Below are 16,643 nucleotides of genomic sequence, written 5' to 3'. Positions count from 1 at the left end.
TAGGCGGCGGTCTGGTTTTATGGAAACGAATAGTTCTTATGCAAGGTAGAAAAGGAGCTAATACCTTGGGACGCTCGCTTGAAATCGACCTGCTGCGCTCGTTCGTCGTCATCGCCGAAGTGCGTTCGTTGAGCCGTGCGGCGGCGCGGGTCGGCCGCACGCAGTCCGCGCTCAGCCAGCAGATGCGGCGGCTCGAGGAGAGCGTCGACCAGCCGCTGTTCCAGCGCACCGGCCGCGGCGTGCTGCTGACGCATCCCGGTGAGCGGTTGCTCCTGCATGCGCAGCGCATCCTGCGGCAGCACGACGAGGCGATGGCCGATCTGTGCGGCACCGGGTTGTCGGGCACCATCCGGTTCGGCTGCCCGGACGATTACGCGGCGGTGTTCCTGCCGTCGCTGCTGCGGCAGTTCTCGAGCCAGCATCCGCAGGCGATCGTCGAGGTCGTGTGCGGGCCGACGCCGCGGTTGCTTGAGCAACTCGACAAGCGGGCGGTCGATCTCGCGATGATTTCATTGCCGGACGATGGGGCGACCGACGATTTCATCCGCCGCGAGCAACTGGTCTGGATCGGCTATCCGGGGCTGGACGCCGCGCAGTTCGATCCGTTGCCGCTCGCGCTGTCCGATCCCGATACGCTCGATCACATCGCGGCCTGCGATGCGTTGCAGCGTGCGGGCCGCGATTATCGCGTTGCGTATGCGAGCAGCAGCCTGGCGGGGCTGACCGCGCTGGTGCGTTCAGGGCAGGCGTTCGCGGTGATGACGCAGACGGCGGTGCCTGCGGATCTGGCGATTCTCGCCGGCGATCGCGGGCTGCCGCCGCTGCCGGCGGTGGGTATTACGCTGAGGTTCGACCGGAAGCGGCCGTCGCATCTGACGGCGGCGTTTGCGGAGCATATTCGGGCGGTGTTGCCGGTGCTGTGAAGACGGGGGAGGGCTATTGCGTGATCGCTGGAGAAGCCGGCAACTCGGTAGTCCAACCTGATCAGCGGACAGTCTCTCGTGTCGAGATACCCTGTGTATTCCCGAATTCGAATGACATCGCGGTGAACACTGCACAAACAAAAAAACCGCGAAGCGTTGCGCTGTCGCGGTTTTTTGCACTTGCACGAAACACGAAGAAACCGTGTCTGGTGCCGACGGCGAGACTCGAACTCGCACAGCTTTCGCCACTACCCCCTCAAGATAGCGTGTCTACCAATTTCACCACGTCGGCACTGCAGGGCCGCAATTCTAGCGTCACCTTGCGCGTTTGTGAAGGGGGCGTGACACGGTGGTGAGGGAGGCGGAAGCGATCCCGGTAAAATTCGTCGGATCGATCCGACGATCATCGCAACCGCAACCCGTTTTCTCCCCGTGACGACGACCCTCGAACAACTGCAGTCCGGCCAGCTGTCGGGCGCCCGGCAACTCAAGCTCGCGTGCGGGCTGACCGAATTTCCGCGCGAGATCTTCGATCTGGCGGACACGCTCGAAGTACTCGACCTGTCCGGCAATGCGCTGTCCGCGCTGCCGGACGACCTGTCGCGGCTGCAGCGCCTGCGCATCCTGTTCGCGTCCGGCAATCGCTTTACCGAATTCCCGGAAGTCCTCGGCACGTGTGAGCAGCTCGACATGATCGGCTTCAAGGCGAACCGGATTCGTACCGTGCCACGCCATTCGCTGCCGCGCGCGCTGCGCTGGCTGATCCTCACCGACAACGACATCGACGCACTGCCGGCCGAGATCGGCGACTGTTCGCGCTTGCAGAAGCTGATGCTCGCGGGCAACCGGCTGCGTGCGCTGCCCGCCGAAATGGCAGCCTGCGGTGCACTCGAACTGGTCCGGCTGTCGGCGAACCGGCTCGACGCGCTGCCGGAGTGGCTGCTGCGCCTGCCGCGCCTCGCGTGGCTCGCGTCCGCCGGCAATCCGTTCGGCGCCGCGCCGGAGGCAGCGGCTTCGGCCGAGCCGGGCGTTGCCGACATCGACTGGACGTCGCTCACCTGCGACCAGAAGCTCGGCGAAGGCGCATCGGGCGTCATCTACCGCGCGCAGTGGCGCACGGACGGCCCCGCGCCGCGAGCGGTCGCGGTCAAGTTGTTCAAGGGCGCGGTCACGAGCGACGGCCTGCCCGATTGCGAAATGGCCGCTTGCCTGCACGCCGGGCGCCACCCGAACATGATTCCGGTGATCGGCAAGGTGCGCGGTCATCCGGACGGCACGCACGGCCTCGTGATGGAACTGGTCGATCCGGCGCTGACGAACCTCGCCGGGCCGCCGAGCTTCGCGTCCTGTACGCGCGACGTGTATGCGGCCGACGCGCGATTCGAGCCGGCCGCGGCATCGCGAATCGCGCTCGGCATCGCGTCGGTCGCGGCGCATCTGCACGCGCGCGGCATCATGCATGGCGACCTGTACGCGCACAACATCCTGCACGACGGCGAGGGCGGTGCGCTGCTCGGCGATTTCGGCGCGGCGTCGGTCTACGACGTGAACGACCACGTGCGCGCAGCGCGGCTCGAACGGCTCGAAGTCAGGGCGTTCGGTTATCTGCTCGGCGAATTGCTGGCGCGATGCGAGCCGCGTGCGCGGGAAGGTTCGCACGCACTCGATGCGCTGGCGGCTGCGTGTCTGAACGAGGATGTCGACGCGCGGCCGTCGTTCGGCGAGGTATCGGCCGTATTGGCGGCGTCGAAGGCGTGACGGCGTTCCGTCGCGGCGCGGGCGCTCGCCGTGCGGACCGTTACGCTTGCCGCGCGGTCAGCAGCCTGATCCCGAGCCCGACGAACAGCAGCCCGCTGGCGCGCTTGGCCGCACGAACCCACGGGCTGACGCCGAAGCCGCGATGAAGCCGGCGCACGCCGAACGAATAGACGCTGTGCACGACGATGACGGTGCATGCGATCGTCGCGTACATCACGACGAACTGCATCGCGAGCGGGCGATCGTGCGCGATGAACTGCGGCATGAACGCCGACAGAAAGATCATCGTCTTCGGATTGCTGCCCGACACGAACAGCGCTTCGCGGAACAGCTTCCTGCGATCGGGCACGGCGATCTGCGCTGCGCCGGTCGACGTAGCGGCCTTCCGGTCGCCGCGCAGTTGCCGGATGCCCAGAAAGATCAGATACGCGGCGCCGACGATCTTCATCGCGATGAACAGCGGCGGCATCGCGGCGAGCACCGCGCCGACGCCGAGCGCGACGAGCATCACGACCACGGCCTGCGCGACGAGATTGCCCGCGATCGTCGCGGCGGTGCCGTGCGTGCCGTAGCGCACGGTGTTGCGAATCACGAGCAATACGTTGGGCCCGGGCGACAGCGTCGTCGCGAGATAGGCTGCGGCAAACAGCATCCAGGTCTGAATGGCCATGCGTCGCTCCGAGAGGCGGTTCCGGCGGTCGGGATGAAGTGATGATGCCACGCCAAAACGGCGCAGGCATCCGCCGGAACCGTGGCGGCGCGTCAGTTCGCGTCGCGCACGCAGTAGGTCGCGATCGACGACGGCGTATCGATCGCGGCCGGCCGCGTCATCCAGGCGATCCACGCCGCCCATAACCCGCAGACGATCAACGCGGCGACATTCAGCGGCGTCCGGTAGCGGACGATCAGATCGGCCAGCGGCAGGCGTTCCTTGTTCATGTTCGTCTCCATCGGTCGGTGCGGTTGCGGCATTACAGGCCGGTATGGGAAGGCGCCTTCGCGTCGCAGCTCACGGACACCGTCGAGCCGTCGGCGAAATGCAGCCGGAACGGCACCTTCGCGCCGGGCGCGACCGGCTGGCGCGGCTCCTCCAGCATCACGTGATAGCGCTTCGGCTTGAACGTCAACGTGCCGTGCGCAGGCACGGTGACCGCATCGACGTGAACCATCTTCGCAGTGCTGCCGGCCGTCTGCGTTTCGTGGATCATCGCCATCCCGAACGCGGGCGTATCGATGCCCGTGAGCGTGGCAGGCTTGTCGCCGTCGTTCTTCAGCGTGAAGTAGCCGGACGACGGCACCGTCGCCGGCATCGCGCGGATCCAGCACGCATTGGCCTGTACGGTCGACGCGGCGAACGTGACCGGTGCCTGCAGCGCGAGCAGGGCAAACAGCAGGCTGGTTGGAATCGAGCGTTTCATCGAGTGTGTTCCTGGTCGGAAGGAAGATTGCCGCGTGGGTATCGTGCGGGTTACTTCAGCGTGAACGTATAGCGGCCTTGCGTGCGATGGCCGTCGCTCGCCACTGCAACCCATGTGACCGTGTACGCACCGGGTGCCAGGTTCGCCAGCGCGACGTGCATCCGTTTCCGGTTGCCGGCGTCGACGACGGATTTCGCGTCGACGACCGACTGGCCGTTGCTGTCGGTGACGGCAATGGAACTGAATGCAGGTTCGAGCGTTTCGCTGAAGTCGATCGTGACCGCGTGCGGTGCGCTCGACAACGTGGCGTTGGCGGCGGGTTCGAGGGTTTTCGGATGCGCGTGTGCGTGAGCGGCCTGTGCGACGACGAAGCCGAGTGCGACGAGTGCGCCGCGGAGGAAAGCAGTGGTTTTCATGACGGGATGATCCGGTTGTGAATGACAAGGAGCACGATGCATTCGACACGCGGCCATGCATTCGCGTGCGCGCGATTGCCTGAAGCGGGCGAGCACACGCACGGCATGGAGCCGCGAGCAATACGGTCGAACATGATCGTCCTTCGAAACGTGACACGGCATGCACGCGCAGCGCGCATGCGGACGGCGCGATGCGCTACGGCATCACGCACAGTGACGACGAATCAGGACGCGAACGGCGGGGCGCGCGGTTGCGCGGCCGTGAGCGGCAGCGTGCGGCGCAGGCTTTCGAAACGGGTTGCTTCGCGATGCTGGAGGGGATGAATGTTGGCCGCGAACGTGAGTTCGGGCGCGGGCAGGGCAGGTGTATGGGCAAGCAGGCTGCAATAACCGCAAGCCTGCAGATGGGCCTGCAGGCTCTTCGACGACGAATCGCCGGCATGGTCGCTGCCAGCCGGCGCAGCCGTGCAGTAACCGGCAAGCAGCGCGTCGACGCGGTCTTGCGTCGTCAGCGCCTGCGAGATCGTCGGCGCGAGCGCCGTCATCAGGATGGCAAGCATCCCGATCAGACTGACGATCTTCCGGAGGCGGCGACTCAGCATGCGATACGCGGCGGCGTGTGGACGGCAATGGGGCGGATTATGCCATGCGCGTCAATGCGCATGTCGGCTGGGGCGTGCGGCGTTGCAGCGCGCTATGCGTGCTTCGCCAGATATTTCGTGATCAACATCATCTGCGCGGCCCAGCCCTGATCGTTCATCTCGCGCGCCTTCGCGCGGCGTGCTTCGATCAACTGGTCGAAACCCGTCTCGGTGACCGTCAGCAGCGTGCCGCCGTTGGTTTCCGCAAGCGTGAAGGTGACGAGCGTCATCGGCTCGGACGCGTAATCGAAGTTCGGATCGATCGCGAACGGGTGCCAGCGAAAGGAGAACAGTTGCTTCGGCTCGACGCGATCGACGACGATTTCGAACACAGTGCCCGCATACGGCTCCTGTGCCTTGGCGACGTCGTCGTCGACGCGCGTCGGCGTGATGCGGCCGAACAGCGGCTGGTCGGCCACGAACGGCCCGTCGAACGTCACGCCGAACCAGGTGCCGAATTCCCCGGCATTGCTGACGGCTTCCCAGACGCGCGCGAGCGGCGCGGCGAGCAAGGCTTGTTTCTCGATGGGATCGGTTGGCTGGGTCATGACGTTCTCCAGGCAGGCATCATCGTTGCAGGACGGCGCGCGGTCGCACGCCGCGATCAGTCTTCAGTCGATCATCTCCGCGTCGGGCACGTCGAGCACGATATCCGAGGTCGCGACGGCCACGCACGGCAGCGTGTAGCCGTCGGCCTTTTCCTCGCGGCTCAGCCCCGGCCATTCGATCGTGTAGCGTACGCTTCCGCTGACGATCCTGCACAGACAGCTTCGGCACGTGCCGTTGCGGCACGAGCGCGGCAGCCTGACGTGCGCGAACGCGGCGGCCTCGAGCAGTGTCAGCGAATCGGGGGCGTCGAACGTCGCGCCGAGCGGCTCGATGCGCACGAGGGGCGGGTGGTCGGAATCGGTCATGGGTCGAAACGGGCGGCGAAACGGGCGGCGAAGCGGCGGCAAGGCGAGCGCCAAGCATACCCGAAGCCGCCTGCGGCCGGCGCCCGCCGGGCGGCCGGCCCGGCGGTCAGTGTCGCCGCAGGTAGCGGTACACGGTGTTGCGCGCGAGCCCGAGCTCACGCGCGGCGGCCGATACGTTGCCGCCGTGCCGCGCGAGCACCGCATCGATCACCGCGGCCTGGTGACTCTGCAGCGTCGTCGCTTCGCGCGTGTCGGCCGGTGCGGCTTGCGCTGAAGTCGCGTCGTCGCAGTCGAGCCAGAAATCGTCGGGCAGGTGCGCGAGCGTGATCTCGGCTTCGTCTTCGGCGAGCATGCCGGCCGTACGCAGCATGTTGGTCATTTGCCGCAGGTTGCCGGGCCAGCGGTGTCGCATGAACGCGTCGAGCACGTCGGCCGCGAGGCGGGTCGGCATCGGTTCGCTGCGCGCGAGCCGCGCGAGGATCCGCTCGACGAGCGCGGGCAGGTCGGTACGCGCGGCGAGCGCCGGCAGCGTGACCGCGAGTCCGTTGATCCGGTAGAACAGGTCTTCGCGGAACGTGCCTTCGGCGATCATCGCGCGCAGGTCGCGATGGGTCGCGCAGACCACGCGCACGTCGACCGGCACCGCGCGCGCGCCGCCGAGCGGCATCACCGCGCGCTCCTGCAGCACGCGCATCAGTCGGACCTGCTGCGCGAGCGGCATGTCGCCGATTTCGTCGAGAAACAGCGTACCGCCGTCGGCCTGCGCGATCTTGCCGGGGCTGCCGCGCTTGCGTGCGCCGGTGAAGGCGCCGTCTTCATAGCCGAACAGTTCGGCTTCGATCAGCGAATCCGGCAGCGCCGCGCAGTTGACCGCGACGAACGGGCCGTCCGCGCGCGGCGAAGCCTGGTGGAGCGCACGCGCGAGCCATTCCTTGCCGGTGCCGGTCTGGCCGAGGATCAGCAGCGGCAGGTCGCGTCCACGGATCTTCGCGACGCGTTCGAGCACGGCGGCCATTCGCGCATCGCCGGTATCGAGCGTTGCGAACGTGATCGCGTCGGGGTCCGGCGCCCGCGTGTGCACGGCAGGGGCAGGCGGCGTGACGGCGACGGCCGTCTTGTGCGTTTCCGCGAATTCGCAGCGCGCGAGCACGCGCACGCCAGTCGACAGCGTGAGGCGAAACGGTGCGCCGGGCGCGCGGGCCGCCTGCTGTGCGAGTTGGCCGAAGTGCATCCCGAACAGCGCATCGCAGCCTTGATGCTGCAATGCATCGAACGTCGCGCCGAGCTGGAATTGCGCGCTGCGGTTCGCGGCGATCAGCCCGCCGTCGGGGCCGAACGCGACGAGCCCCGCGAACAGCGAGTCGACGCAATCCTCGTGTGCGTGAAAGCGCAGCCGCAGCGCTTCCGCGCACTGGTTCGCGAACAGATGATTCTCGATCAGCTGCGCGGACATCCGCACGAGCGCGAGCGTATGGGGGCTGAAGCCGCGCGGGTCGCCGCTCACGTCGAGCGTGCCGAGCGTGCGGCCGAACGGGTCGATGATCGGCGCGCACGAGCAGGTGAGGATATGGTTCGCGCGCAGGAAATGTTCGGACCCGTGCACGGCGACCGCCTGGCCCGATGCGAGGGCGGTGCCGATCGCGTTCGTGCCGCGTGCGCCTTCGGCCCACGATACGCCGGTGCACAGTGCGACGCGGTTGGCTTTCTCGATGAAGTCCGCGTCGCCGATGCTGTGCAGGATCACGCCATCGGCATCGGTGAGCAGCACGAGGCTTTGCGTGTCGGCGATCTGCGCGTGGAGGTTCTCCATCACGGGGCGTGCGTGCGCGAACAGTGCGTGGTTCGTGTCGAGCAGTTCGCGCAGCGCGAGTCGCGATAGCGGCGAGAAATCGGGGCGCTCGTTTGCGCGCAGGCCGACCGCGGTCGAACGGGCATGCGCCTGCGCGAGCAGGTCGTTGCGGCCCGCGGTGGCGGGCAGCACGAAAGATTGAGGCATGTCTTGTCTCCTGTCGGCCCCAGTTAGCGCTTTAGCGCTTACTGGGGCCCCATGCTTCGCGGTCGGCCCGAGTTGGCGCTTTAGCGCTTACTGGGACCCCATGCTTCGCGGCCGGTTCAATTAGCGCTTTAGCACTAGGTTGGACCCCATGCACCGCGGTCGCCCCACCTAAACGCCTTGCACCGCACCATCCGCCACCCGAGCCGCCACGATCGATATCGCCTCATCATACAAGCGCGGCGCGCGTTGTGCGACCGCGTACAAAAACCCCTTGCTTTTAAGCGCCCGCCTGCAATGATGGAAATGGAGCACGCACGCGCCGTGTTCCGCATCGCAACATGCATGCGACGTGACATGCATCCGTTCGGGAGAAGCATCATGGTTCGGACGGAACTGAGAGTCGTGCTGGCGGCCATCGCCACCTTCATCATGCTGGGCGGCATTGCCGTGGCGATCCACGGTCTGCTGTTCGACCTGACCGACGCGGTGCAATACGGGGCAGCCGCGATTGCGGTGGGCGCCACGACCGCCGCGATCTCGCTGAATATCTGGCCCACCGATCCTCATTGACGCCATTCGCCAAACGGTGCCGGATGTCGTTCTGGTCAGAGGAAATGCGCGTCGGAACGACGCACATCGCAAATTTTGCCTCCTGCGCGAAACCGTCTAAAGTGGAATGCAACCGGCATGCATTGTCCGCGCCATACCCCCGTGGATCGTGCCTCTGCCGGCGAGCCCGCGTACACATTCGTTCGGCCGGTAGCGGACGACGAACGCGGTCATTTGCTTTCTACCGGACGATAGGCGGCTCCCATGCAGATCCATTTCACGAACGAGAAGCCTGAATATTCGGGGCGCGACTTGATGCTTGGATTCACGGCGCTGGTCAATGGCGAGCGCGTCCAATGTCAGATTACCGCCGAGGCGCTGGAGGACCATTTCGGTGCGGCGTCGCCGCGCTTCGAGGACATGGTCGGTGCGTACGATCAGCACCGCGAGCGCATCGAGGCGGCCGCGCGGCGGCTGTTGTCCGAGACTCGCGCGCAATGCGTGACGCTGCGCAGCGGCTACGTGCGCTTCTACGAGGCGAACTGGCGCTGAGCCGGACGACCGGGCAGCGACGGAGCGGGCGCCGAATACCGGCGCCCGTGTCGTGTCGGCGCATGCTCGTCCGGTGCTCCGCTCGCGCGGGGGATGATGCGCGGCACGATTCGAGCATCGTGCGGCGCGATGGCGTGCCGGTGTTCCGTTTCCCTTAATCTGCCCCGATGAGTGCATAGGCGCCGCCGGTTACGCCGTTCGCGCGCGCGATGCGGGCGAAACCCGTGTCGGCGAGGTGCATGCCCGCAATCAACACGTTGTCCGAAGCGACTTCGGCGAGCGTGGCCGTGCGTGTCGCACACGCTTGCGACGGATCGTGGTCGAACGCGATCGACACGTCGGGGCGGGCGACCTGGATCGGCGCGAAATGCACGAGATCGCCCCAGATCAGCAGGCGCTCGCCCTGCGATTCGACGCGATAGCCGGTGTGTCCTGGCGTGTGCCCCGGCAGCGGCACCGCGACGATGCCGGGCAGCACGTTGCCTGCCTCAATGGTTCGCAGTTGTGCCTGATAAACGTCGAAGGTGCGCCGTGCGATCCGGAAATTGGCACGGGCTCGTTCGGTCGCTCGTGCGTACGCGTCGTCGTCCAGCCAGAACGCGCGTTCCCGTTCATGAATGAGCACCTGCGCTTGCGGAAAGACCGGCTGCCCGTCCGTGTCGAGCAGGCCGCCGATGTGGTCGGGATGCGCGTGCGTCAGCAGGATCGTGTCGATGTCGCGCGTATCGATGCCGGCGTGCGCCAGCGACGGACGCAGCCGGCCGCCCCAGTTCCGGATGCCGCCGGCCCCGGTGTCGACGAGCACGATGCGGCCGTTCCCGCGAATCACGTAGCAGTTGATGTTGACGTCCGACGGTGCATGTACGCCGGCGCGGCGCATGATGCCGGTCGCGTCGTCGATCTCGATGTTCGACAGGAGGTCGAGGCCGGCGGTCAGCGTGCCGTCGCTGACCGCGGTCACCGAGAAATCGCCGATCTGACGGTGTGGAAACGAAAGGCTGGGAATGGGGGCGTTCATGGGTCAATGTCGGGCGTGAAGGTGTGCGGTGTCGTAGCCGAAGCAGCGGATGCGTGCGACGCATCCGGTGTGGCGGAGAATCTCTCGATCCAGCGCGGCCATGAACCGATCCATCAATTCAGTCATGCGAAATGATGCGATGCGAAAGCGGATTTCCGCGCTGACCGGATGTCCGCAGCCGTGCCGGACCGGAACGTAAATGACGTGAACCGTGCCGGGTGCGGCTCTCAGCACATCGGTGCAGAGCGTCTCGCAGGCCGACGACAGCGCATCGAGCGCCGCGTTCGCCGGCATGCTCGCCTCGGGGATGAAAATCGTGACGCTGGGCATGACCGGGCTCCTGTCAGCGTGCGGCCGCCGCTGCCGGCGTGCTGACGAGTTGGGCGCCCATCGGCGCGTAGAGCCGGATGGCGGCGCCGGACGCGAGCCGCGCCTGAGCCCGATCCAGGACGGCCAGCCAGCGAGCCGCGGGCAGGCAATCCAGCGCGATCGCATACATGGCCGTGGCAGCGATTCCCGCTCGCGCGAACGGGGCAGCGTCGTCGCAAACGGCCAGCCATTGATCGCCGGAGACAGCCGGCGCCGGTGCGGCGCTGTCGTACACGTTGCGGCGCCACTCGACGATATGCGGCTGCCAGCGCGCGAAATTGCCGCCGCCCTTGTCGCGGTACTTGGCCGACGTCAGCACGTCGGGACTGTCGATCGTATGCAGCGCAAGGTAGACGGGGCCGTCGCCACCGACGGCGCGAAAGCGTTGCGACGTGCGGAAGCCGGACACGGAGATCAGCGCCGGCAGTTTGACGCGGCTGTAGAAGTCGTTCCACTCGGCTTCGGCGGCGGGCTCGGCGATGCTGCATTCAACGGCATAGATCATCACATCTCCACGGGATGGCAAGCGGCCTTCGGGATTGATCGCCGCTCGACGGGTTGAGTTTTTGTCATGATAATTAGCCGTTGAATGCGTGAAAAACGACGATTCGTCACCGTTCATTGATGTTTGATCAAGCTATGACCGACGCCGGTCGAACCGGGAGCAATCGTGACGCGACGCAGGATTCCGAGCAATTCGGCCTTGATGGCATTCGAGGCCGCGGCGCGCCATGGGAGCTTCGCGCGCGCCGCCGACGAACTGGCGTTGACCGAAGGCGCGATCAGCCGGCAGATCGGCCGGCTGGAGGCGTTCCTGGGCGTACCGTTGTTCGAGCGGGTCGGCAACCGCGTTCGGGTTGCGCCGAACGGCGCGCGCTACGCCGCGCAGGTTCGCGAAGTGCTGGACCGGCTCGAGCGCGACAGCCAGTACATGATGGGGCAGCCCGGCGACGGCGGCAGCGTCGATATCGCCGTGACGCCGACCTTTGCGACGCGCTGGCTGATTCCACGGCTCAAGGGTTTCCAGGCGCAGCATCCGAACATCACCGTGCATTTCGCCGATCGCGCCGAGCCGTTCGTGCTGGCCGGCAGCGGATTCGATGCGGCGATTCACTTCGAGCATCCGGCCTGGGCCGGCATGCATACGTACCGGTTGTGCGAGGAGGTGCTGGTGCCGGTCTGCCATCCGTCGCTGCTCGCGGGCGGGCATCCGGATGCGCTGCTGGGCACGCTGCCGCGCCTGCACAAGCGCCAGACGCCCGATGCGTGGTCGGCGTACGTGCAGGAAACGGGGTTGCCGGTGAGCAATCCGGCCGCCGGCGCGCGCTACGATCTTTACTCGATGCTGATCGCGGCGGCCCTGACCGGGCTGGGCGTCGCGCTGGTGCCGCGGCTCTACGTCGACGCCGAGATCGCGCAAGGGTTGCTCGCCGCGCCCTGGCCCGACGGTCGAGGCGTGGTCAAGCGCTTCTGCCTGGTGTTGCCCGAAGCGCTGGAACTAGGCGACGGCCCGCTGCAGACCTTCGCACGCTGGGTGCTTCGGCAGGCGCAGACGTGACCGAACGCTGCCCGCACCACGCGCCTGCATCAACAAAAACGCCACCCGAAGGTGGCGTTTCATCATCGTGCATCGCACCGGGGCGCGTGCGTCACTCGCTGCCGAGATAGAAGAAGCGGAACAGGAACACGGCCGCGATGACCCACACGATCGGCTTGACCGTGCGGCCCTGGCCCGTCAGCAGCTTCAGGCCGCCGTATGCGATGAAGCCGAACGCGACGCCGTTCGCGATCGAGTACGTGAACGGCATCAGCAGCGCGGTCAGCGCGGCCGGCACGGCTTCGGTCGCATCGTCCCACGGCACGTCGACCATCTCGCGCAGCATCAGGCACGACACGTACAGCAGCGCGGGGGCGGTCGCGTAGGCCGGCACGACGCCGGCGAGCGGCGCGATGAACAGGCACGCGAGGAACAGCACCGCGACGGTGATCGCCGTCACGCCCGTGCGGCCGCCGGCCTGCACGCCCGACGCGCTTTCGATATACGCGGTGGTCGACGACGTGCCGAGCACCGAGCCCGCGACGATCGCGGTGCTGTCGGCGAGCAGCGCCTTGTTCAGGCGGTTCATCTTGCCTTCGACGAGCAGGCCCGCGCGGTTCGCGACGCCCATCAGCGTGCCGGTTGCATCGAACAGCTCGACGAGGAAGAACACGAGGATCACGTTGATGATGCCGGTCGACAGCGCGGCGCCGATGTCGAGCTTGAACAGCGTCGCATCGATCGACGGCGGCGCGGAGAACACGCCGTGGAACTGGTTGTCGCCGAAGAAGAACGACAGGATCGTGACGCCGATGATGCCGATCAGGATCGCGCCGCGCACGCGCAGGTGGTCGAGCGTGACGATCGTGAAGAAGCCGATGATCGCGAGGATCGTGTCGTGCTTGTGCAGGTCGCCGAGCGTGACGAGCGTGGCCGGGTTGCCGACGATCACGCCCGACGTCTTCAGCGAGATGATGCCGAGGAACAGGCCGATGCCTGCGGTGATCGAGATGCGCAGCGATTTCGGAATGCCGTTGACGATCGCCTCGCGCACGCGGAACAGCGTGACGATCAGGAACAGGCAGCCGGAAATGAACACGGCGCCGAGCGCGGCCTGCCACGTGAAGCCCATCCCCTTGACGACCGTATAGGCGAAATACGCGTTCAGGCCCATGCCGGGCGCGCAGGCGATCGGGTAGTTCGCGTACAGCCCCATGATGATCGACGCGAGCGCCGCGACGAGGCAGGTCGCGACGAACACGGATTCCTTCGGCATGCCGGCGTCGCCGAGGATCGCGGGGTTGACGAAGATGATGTAGGCCATCGTCAGGAAGGTGGTGACGCCCGCGAGTATTTCGGTGCGGAAGTCGGTGCCGGCTTCAGCGAAGCCGAAATACCGCTTGATGGATTCCATGTAGGCGTTTCTCCGGTCGGGTTGTCGTGTTGCTTGTTGTTTGGGCCGAATTGTTGTAAAGGCAGCGCGCGGCCGGCCTACTGTAACCAGCCACTATTGCCACGCTATCGGCGGATTGTAATAGCGCGGATAGCGCCGACGATATAGTTGCGGGGCACGATCGGCTGCGTTCGCGCGAACGGTCGGACAGGCCGGCCGCGCGAGGAAGGCGCGCATTTTACCGGTTCGGACGAAGCGGGCAGGTAGAAACGATGGAAACGATTCGACGACGGGCGGGCCGTGCCGGCCGATGCGGGCGCAACGGCATGCCGGACGCGCAGCGCGCGGGCGCCACGCACGATGACATATGAATGCCGTGACGCACCCGCATGCTGGACGGGCGCCGGGCGGTTGCAGCGCGTGCGCGCATGACCGACGCCGGTGCGCAGCGGCGTGCAGCGGCCATTCGTCAGTCCAGCCGGTTGCGGATAACGGGCTATCCTGCGCCGAAGCCGTCCCGTCCGCAACTGTCATATCGCGATGCGGGCCCGACTGTGGTTTCTGTGTAAAAGATTGCAAGACGTCATCGCGTAAACCGGCAAGTCTTTCTAGGATAGATACACCGCGCGCACACGCCGGCCGGTTGTTGCCGACGCGGGGGAGTCGCAGTCCGTGCAGGGCAGGCGGTGAAGTGCGGTGACGGTCGTTGCGCATTCGGGCAGGCGCGACCGATTGCGATTGCCCGATGCGGGTTCGTCCGTAATCACGGAGGTCAGCATGTTGAACTGGATCAGCCGTTGGGCGATGCGGCACGCCCCCACGCCGGAAAAAACCGCTGCGTCGATGCTCGTGACGGCGCGCATGGAACTGTTCGCAGCCGAACAGCGCGTCATCGATGCGAAATTACAGGCGGACTACTGGCGCACACGGGTGTCATTTCTCGAGGAGGTGCAGAAGCAAGGCATCGACCCTTGGGTGACCTCGCAGGCGGCGCAACGCCCCGACCTTGATTCCATTCCCCGCAGCACGGGCCCACGTCTCGCCGCCAGCACCTGATGCATGCGATGCATGTGACGGTTGCGCACGGCGCGCGATCGCTCGCGGCACGCATATGCGTGCCGCGTCATTCGATGCGCACCTGCGACGCATTGCGCCGTGGGTGCGTCCGTTTCCGGACGCGGTGATTGCGCGCGTTCCGGTATCCCGTTGCGCGCGTCGCCGCGCATCGTCAATCCCTTCTTCGCCATCGTCCGACGAGCAAACGTTGCATGCGCGCGAGCGTGCGTCTCAGCCGTTCGCCGCGCCGCACGTAAGCCGTCGTGATCGATGCTTCGGCCGGCCGGTCGTCATCGGTGCCGAGCCAGATGCGATCGCCGCGCGCGATGCGCAGCACGTCGCCCGGTTGCACCCAGTAATCGTCGATGCTCGGTGGACGCGTGATCCACAGCGGTGCGCCGTGCGCACGAATTTCCGCATCGCTCGGCGCGCGCCAGGTCAATGTCGTGCGCGGCGCAACCGCGAAACGGATCACGACGGTCGGTAACGTGATCGCGCCGACGCGGCGCGATTCGGGACAGTCGAACAACGGGCTTGCCTGGTCCATCGTCTGCTCCATTCGTTGAGCCGGACGGATGACGCGCACCAGAACAAAAAGGCCTCATCCGTTTCCGGTGAGGCCTTGTGGGACATGCGGTACTGCTCGGATGCTAACGCACAAGCGCCTCCCGTGATCCATTCTTTCGAATGTTCACCGGGCAATGATTCGCGATGGCGATGAGCTTGAACGTAGGCATGCGAACGAGTTTGTCGATGTCGTGCGGCGTTGTCAACGACTATTTTCGAGATACGTGGCGAGTCACGCGTCGCGCTGCGCGAGGCCGTTCACGAGCAGTTCGGACAGCAGGCCCGTCATCCCGTTCGGATGCGTGGCGGAGCGTGCCTTCAGCTGTTCGACGAGTTCGGCGTTCAGCTTGCATGCGAACGGCACGAGGCCCTGTTCCTGGTCGAGCTTGCGCTGCGCGCGGCGGTCGAGCTTCGCCGCTTCCTCGGCGCCCTTGCCGAAGCGCGCGGAGCTCGACTGCTTCAGCGCGTGCGTCAGCTTCAGCGCCTTGTTCTTTTCTAGATCGGTTTTCTTCATGGCCATCGCGGCACCTCCGGGAAATGAAGCCGCGATTGTACGCATTTCGGCGGGCGCCGCCCGCCGAATCCGTCTCGAACCCGTTTGCGAACCCGCTTGTGAACCCCGTCACGCGCCCTTCGTCGTGCCCCAGTTGCCGCCGTGCGCGGCCGCCTGCGCGGCCGGCGAGCGCGCCAGATACGCGAGCGCCTGCTCGGTCGAGCCTTCGTGGTGCGGCGTATAGCCCGGCTTGAAATAGCGCAGCGCCGCGCCGATCACTTTCCAGAACGACGGCAGGTGGCCGCGCCGCGAACCCTTCCACCACGCGCGCACGAAACCCGGATAGCGGCCGGCGGCCGGGTCGCGCCGGTACATGAACCGCGCACCGCTCGTGATGAAGTAGAGCAGCAGCACGATCACGAACGCCATGTGCACGCAGCGCTCCAGATAGTTGCCGCCCATGTGGTTGTAGATGTCGAACGCGACGGTCCGGTGCTCGACTTCCTCCGCGCCGTGCCAGCGCAGCAGGTCGACCATCGTCGGGTCGGCGCGGCCTTCGTCGAGCCCGTGCGCGTTGAGCACCCAGTTGCCGAGATAGCCGAAGAAATGCTCGAGCGATGCGATCACCGCGAGTTGCTGCCGCAGCCAGAAGCGCGTGTGGCCGATCTTCAGGCCGAACGGCGCCTCGCCGAGCACGCGCGTGAACAGCCAGTTCAGCTTCTGCGTGAAGGGCTTCGTGTCGATCCCGTGCCGGTCGTAGTAATGCTTGAGCACGCCGCCGTGCGAGCGCGAATGCACGGCTTCCTGGCGCAGGAAGCCTTCGGCCTCGTCGCGCAGGCGCGCGTCGGTGATGTGCGGCAGCGCCTTGTTGTACACGCGGCAGAACCACAGCTCGCCTTCCGGGAACAGCAGGTTCAGCGTGTTGATGATGTGCGTGCTGCCCGGGTCGTTCGGCACCCAGGTGATCGGCGTGTCGCTGAAGTCGAACTTCACGTGCCGGGCCTTGATCTTGTGATAGGCGGCGGTATCGGTCATCTGTGTCT

The 16,643-nt window shown here is 66.3% G+C and carries 21 protein-coding genes and 1 tRNA gene; 6 read left to right on the top strand and 16 right to left on the bottom strand.

What is annotated here, in order from left to right; genetic code table 11:
- Positions 1–38: 38 nt before the first annotated feature.
- A complete protein-coding gene (locus tag DIE15_RS26310; protein WP_185734553.1) occupies positions 39–923 on the top strand; it encodes a LysR family transcriptional regulator in 885 nt (294 codons plus the stop codon).
- Positions 924–1,130: 207 nt separating this feature from the next.
- Here DIE15_RS26310 and DIE15_RS26305 read toward each other — a convergent pair.
- Positions 1,131–1,215 (bottom strand) — tRNA-Leu (locus DIE15_RS26305).
- A gap of 140 nt (positions 1,216–1,355) precedes the next feature.
- Here DIE15_RS26305 and DIE15_RS26300 point away from each other — a divergent pair.
- Positions 1,356–2,681 (top strand): leucine-rich repeat-containing protein kinase family protein, encoded by a 1,326-nt coding sequence (locus DIE15_RS26300; RefSeq protein ID WP_057927472.1) that lies wholly within the window; start codon positions 1,356–1,358, stop codon positions 2,679–2,681.
- Between the two features lie 40 nt (positions 2,682–2,721).
- Here the strand turns inward: DIE15_RS26300 and DIE15_RS26295 are convergent, their stop codons facing one another.
- The 8 genes from DIE15_RS26295 to DIE15_RS26265 all read right to left on the bottom strand — a co-directional run bounded on the left by DIE15_RS26295 (position 2,722) and on the right by DIE15_RS26265 (position 8,066).
- On the bottom strand, positions 2,722–3,351 hold the full coding sequence (locus DIE15_RS26295; protein WP_057927471.1) for a LysE family translocator: 630 nt from the start codon (positions 3,349–3,351) through the stop codon (positions 2,722–2,724).
- Positions 3,352–3,443: 92 nt separating this feature from the next.
- Positions 3,444–3,620, bottom strand: a complete 177-nt coding sequence (locus DIE15_RS37175; RefSeq protein WP_185734551.1) for a hypothetical protein — start codon at positions 3,618–3,620, stop codon at positions 3,444–3,446.
- A gap of 32 nt (positions 3,621–3,652) precedes the next feature.
- Positions 3,653–4,099, bottom strand: a complete 447-nt coding sequence (locus DIE15_RS26290) for a copper chaperone PCu(A)C (protein ID WP_124834718.1) — start codon at positions 4,097–4,099, stop codon at positions 3,653–3,655.
- A gap of 50 nt (positions 4,100–4,149) precedes the next feature.
- Positions 4,150–4,515 (bottom strand): copper homeostasis periplasmic binding protein CopC, encoded by a 366-nt coding sequence (copC, locus tag DIE15_RS26285; protein ID WP_124834717.1) that lies wholly within the window; start codon positions 4,513–4,515, stop codon positions 4,150–4,152.
- Positions 4,516–4,739: 224 nt separating this feature from the next.
- Complete coding sequence (locus DIE15_RS26280) at positions 4,740–5,117, bottom strand: DUF2946 domain-containing protein (RefSeq protein WP_124834716.1); 378 nt, start codon at positions 5,115–5,117, stop codon at positions 4,740–4,742.
- A 92-nt stretch (positions 5,118–5,209) separates the two neighbouring features.
- Positions 5,210–5,704 (bottom strand): SRPBCC family protein, encoded by a 495-nt coding sequence (locus DIE15_RS26275; protein WP_057927466.1) that lies wholly within the window; start codon positions 5,702–5,704, stop codon positions 5,210–5,212.
- Between the two features lie 63 nt (positions 5,705–5,767).
- The gene (locus DIE15_RS26270; RefSeq protein ID WP_057927465.1) at positions 5,768–6,070 is read right to left on the bottom strand and encodes a 2Fe-2S iron-sulfur cluster-binding protein; all 303 of its coding nucleotides are present in this window, start codon (positions 6,068–6,070) and stop codon (positions 5,768–5,770) included.
- 106 nt (positions 6,071–6,176) lie between these two features.
- The gene (locus DIE15_RS26265) at positions 6,177–8,066 is read right to left on the bottom strand and encodes a sigma-54-dependent Fis family transcriptional regulator (RefSeq protein WP_124834715.1); all 1,890 of its coding nucleotides are present in this window, start codon (positions 8,064–8,066) and stop codon (positions 6,177–6,179) included.
- 378 nt (positions 8,067–8,444) lie between these two features.
- On the opposite strand from DIE15_RS26265, the gene DIE15_RS26260 reads away from it, so the two are divergent.
- Entirely contained in the window at positions 8,445–8,636 is a 192-nt protein-coding gene (locus DIE15_RS26260) for a DUF2964 family protein (RefSeq protein WP_057927619.1), read from the top strand.
- A gap of 243 nt (positions 8,637–8,879) precedes the next feature.
- Positions 8,880–9,167 carry a DUF1488 domain-containing protein gene (locus DIE15_RS26255; protein WP_014898618.1) on the top strand — a complete coding sequence of 96 codons (288 nt, stop codon included), beginning with the start codon at positions 8,880–8,882 and terminating at the stop codon, positions 9,165–9,167.
- A 154-nt stretch (positions 9,168–9,321) separates the two neighbouring features.
- Here the strand turns inward: DIE15_RS26255 and DIE15_RS26250 are convergent, their stop codons facing one another.
- The 3 genes from DIE15_RS26250 to DIE15_RS26240 are packed head-to-tail and all read right to left on the bottom strand — an operon-like array spanning position 9,322 to position 11,059.
- Positions 9,322–10,185 (bottom strand): MBL fold metallo-hydrolase, encoded by an 864-nt coding sequence (locus DIE15_RS26250; RefSeq protein ID WP_124834714.1) that lies wholly within the window; start codon positions 10,183–10,185, stop codon positions 9,322–9,324.
- Between the two features lie 3 nt (positions 10,186–10,188).
- Positions 10,189–10,515 carry a hypothetical protein gene (locus tag DIE15_RS26245; protein WP_057927462.1) on the bottom strand — a complete coding sequence of 109 codons (327 nt, stop codon included), beginning with the start codon at positions 10,513–10,515 and terminating at the stop codon, positions 10,189–10,191.
- 13 nt (positions 10,516–10,528) lie between these two features.
- Positions 10,529–11,059, bottom strand: coding sequence for a sugar ABC transporter (locus DIE15_RS26240; RefSeq protein ID WP_124834730.1), 531 nt, complete (start codon positions 11,057–11,059; stop codon positions 10,529–10,531).
- Between the two features lie 201 nt (positions 11,060–11,260).
- Here DIE15_RS26240 and DIE15_RS26235 point away from each other — a divergent pair, with 201 nt between their 5' ends.
- Positions 11,261–12,112, top strand: a complete 852-nt coding sequence (locus DIE15_RS26235) for a LysR substrate-binding domain-containing protein (protein ID WP_124834713.1) — start codon at positions 11,261–11,263, stop codon at positions 12,110–12,112.
- Between the two features lie 91 nt (positions 12,113–12,203).
- On the opposite strand, the gene DIE15_RS26230 is transcribed toward DIE15_RS26235, so the two are convergent.
- On the bottom strand, positions 12,204–13,505 hold the full coding sequence (locus DIE15_RS26230) for an NCS2 family permease (RefSeq protein ID WP_057927459.1): 1,302 nt from the start codon (positions 13,503–13,505) through the stop codon (positions 12,204–12,206).
- Positions 13,506–14,261: 756 nt separating this feature from the next.
- Here DIE15_RS26230 and DIE15_RS26215 point away from each other — a divergent pair.
- The gene (locus DIE15_RS26215) at positions 14,262–14,540 is read left to right on the top strand and encodes a hypothetical protein (protein WP_057927458.1); all 279 of its coding nucleotides are present in this window, start codon (positions 14,262–14,264) and stop codon (positions 14,538–14,540) included.
- 172 nt (positions 14,541–14,712) lie between these two features.
- On the opposite strand, the gene DIE15_RS26210 is transcribed toward DIE15_RS26215, so the two are convergent.
- From DIE15_RS26210 to DIE15_RS26200, 3 genes are all read right to left on the bottom strand, one after another.
- Positions 14,713–15,087: a DUF2917 domain-containing protein gene (locus DIE15_RS26210; RefSeq protein WP_057927618.1), complete on the bottom strand. Its 375-nt coding sequence runs from the start codon at positions 15,085–15,087 to the stop codon at positions 14,713–14,715.
- A 252-nt stretch (positions 15,088–15,339) separates the two neighbouring features.
- A complete protein-coding gene (locus DIE15_RS26205; RefSeq protein WP_057927457.1) occupies positions 15,340–15,627 on the bottom strand; it encodes a hypothetical protein in 288 nt (95 codons plus the stop codon).
- A 102-nt stretch (positions 15,628–15,729) separates the two neighbouring features.
- On the bottom strand, positions 15,730–16,635 hold the full coding sequence (locus tag DIE15_RS26200) for a metal-dependent hydrolase (RefSeq protein ID WP_057927456.1): 906 nt from the start codon (positions 16,633–16,635) through the stop codon (positions 15,730–15,732).
- Positions 16,636–16,643: the final 8 nt, after the last annotated feature.

The sequence above is a fragment of the Burkholderia sp. Bp9031 genome, from assembly GCF_003857965.1.
Lineage (GTDB): Bacteria > Pseudomonadota > Gammaproteobacteria > Burkholderiales > Burkholderiaceae > Burkholderia > Burkholderia ambifaria_A.
Note: the sequence above shows the minus strand (reverse complement) of the source record. Positions and strands in the feature narration are given on the sequence as shown.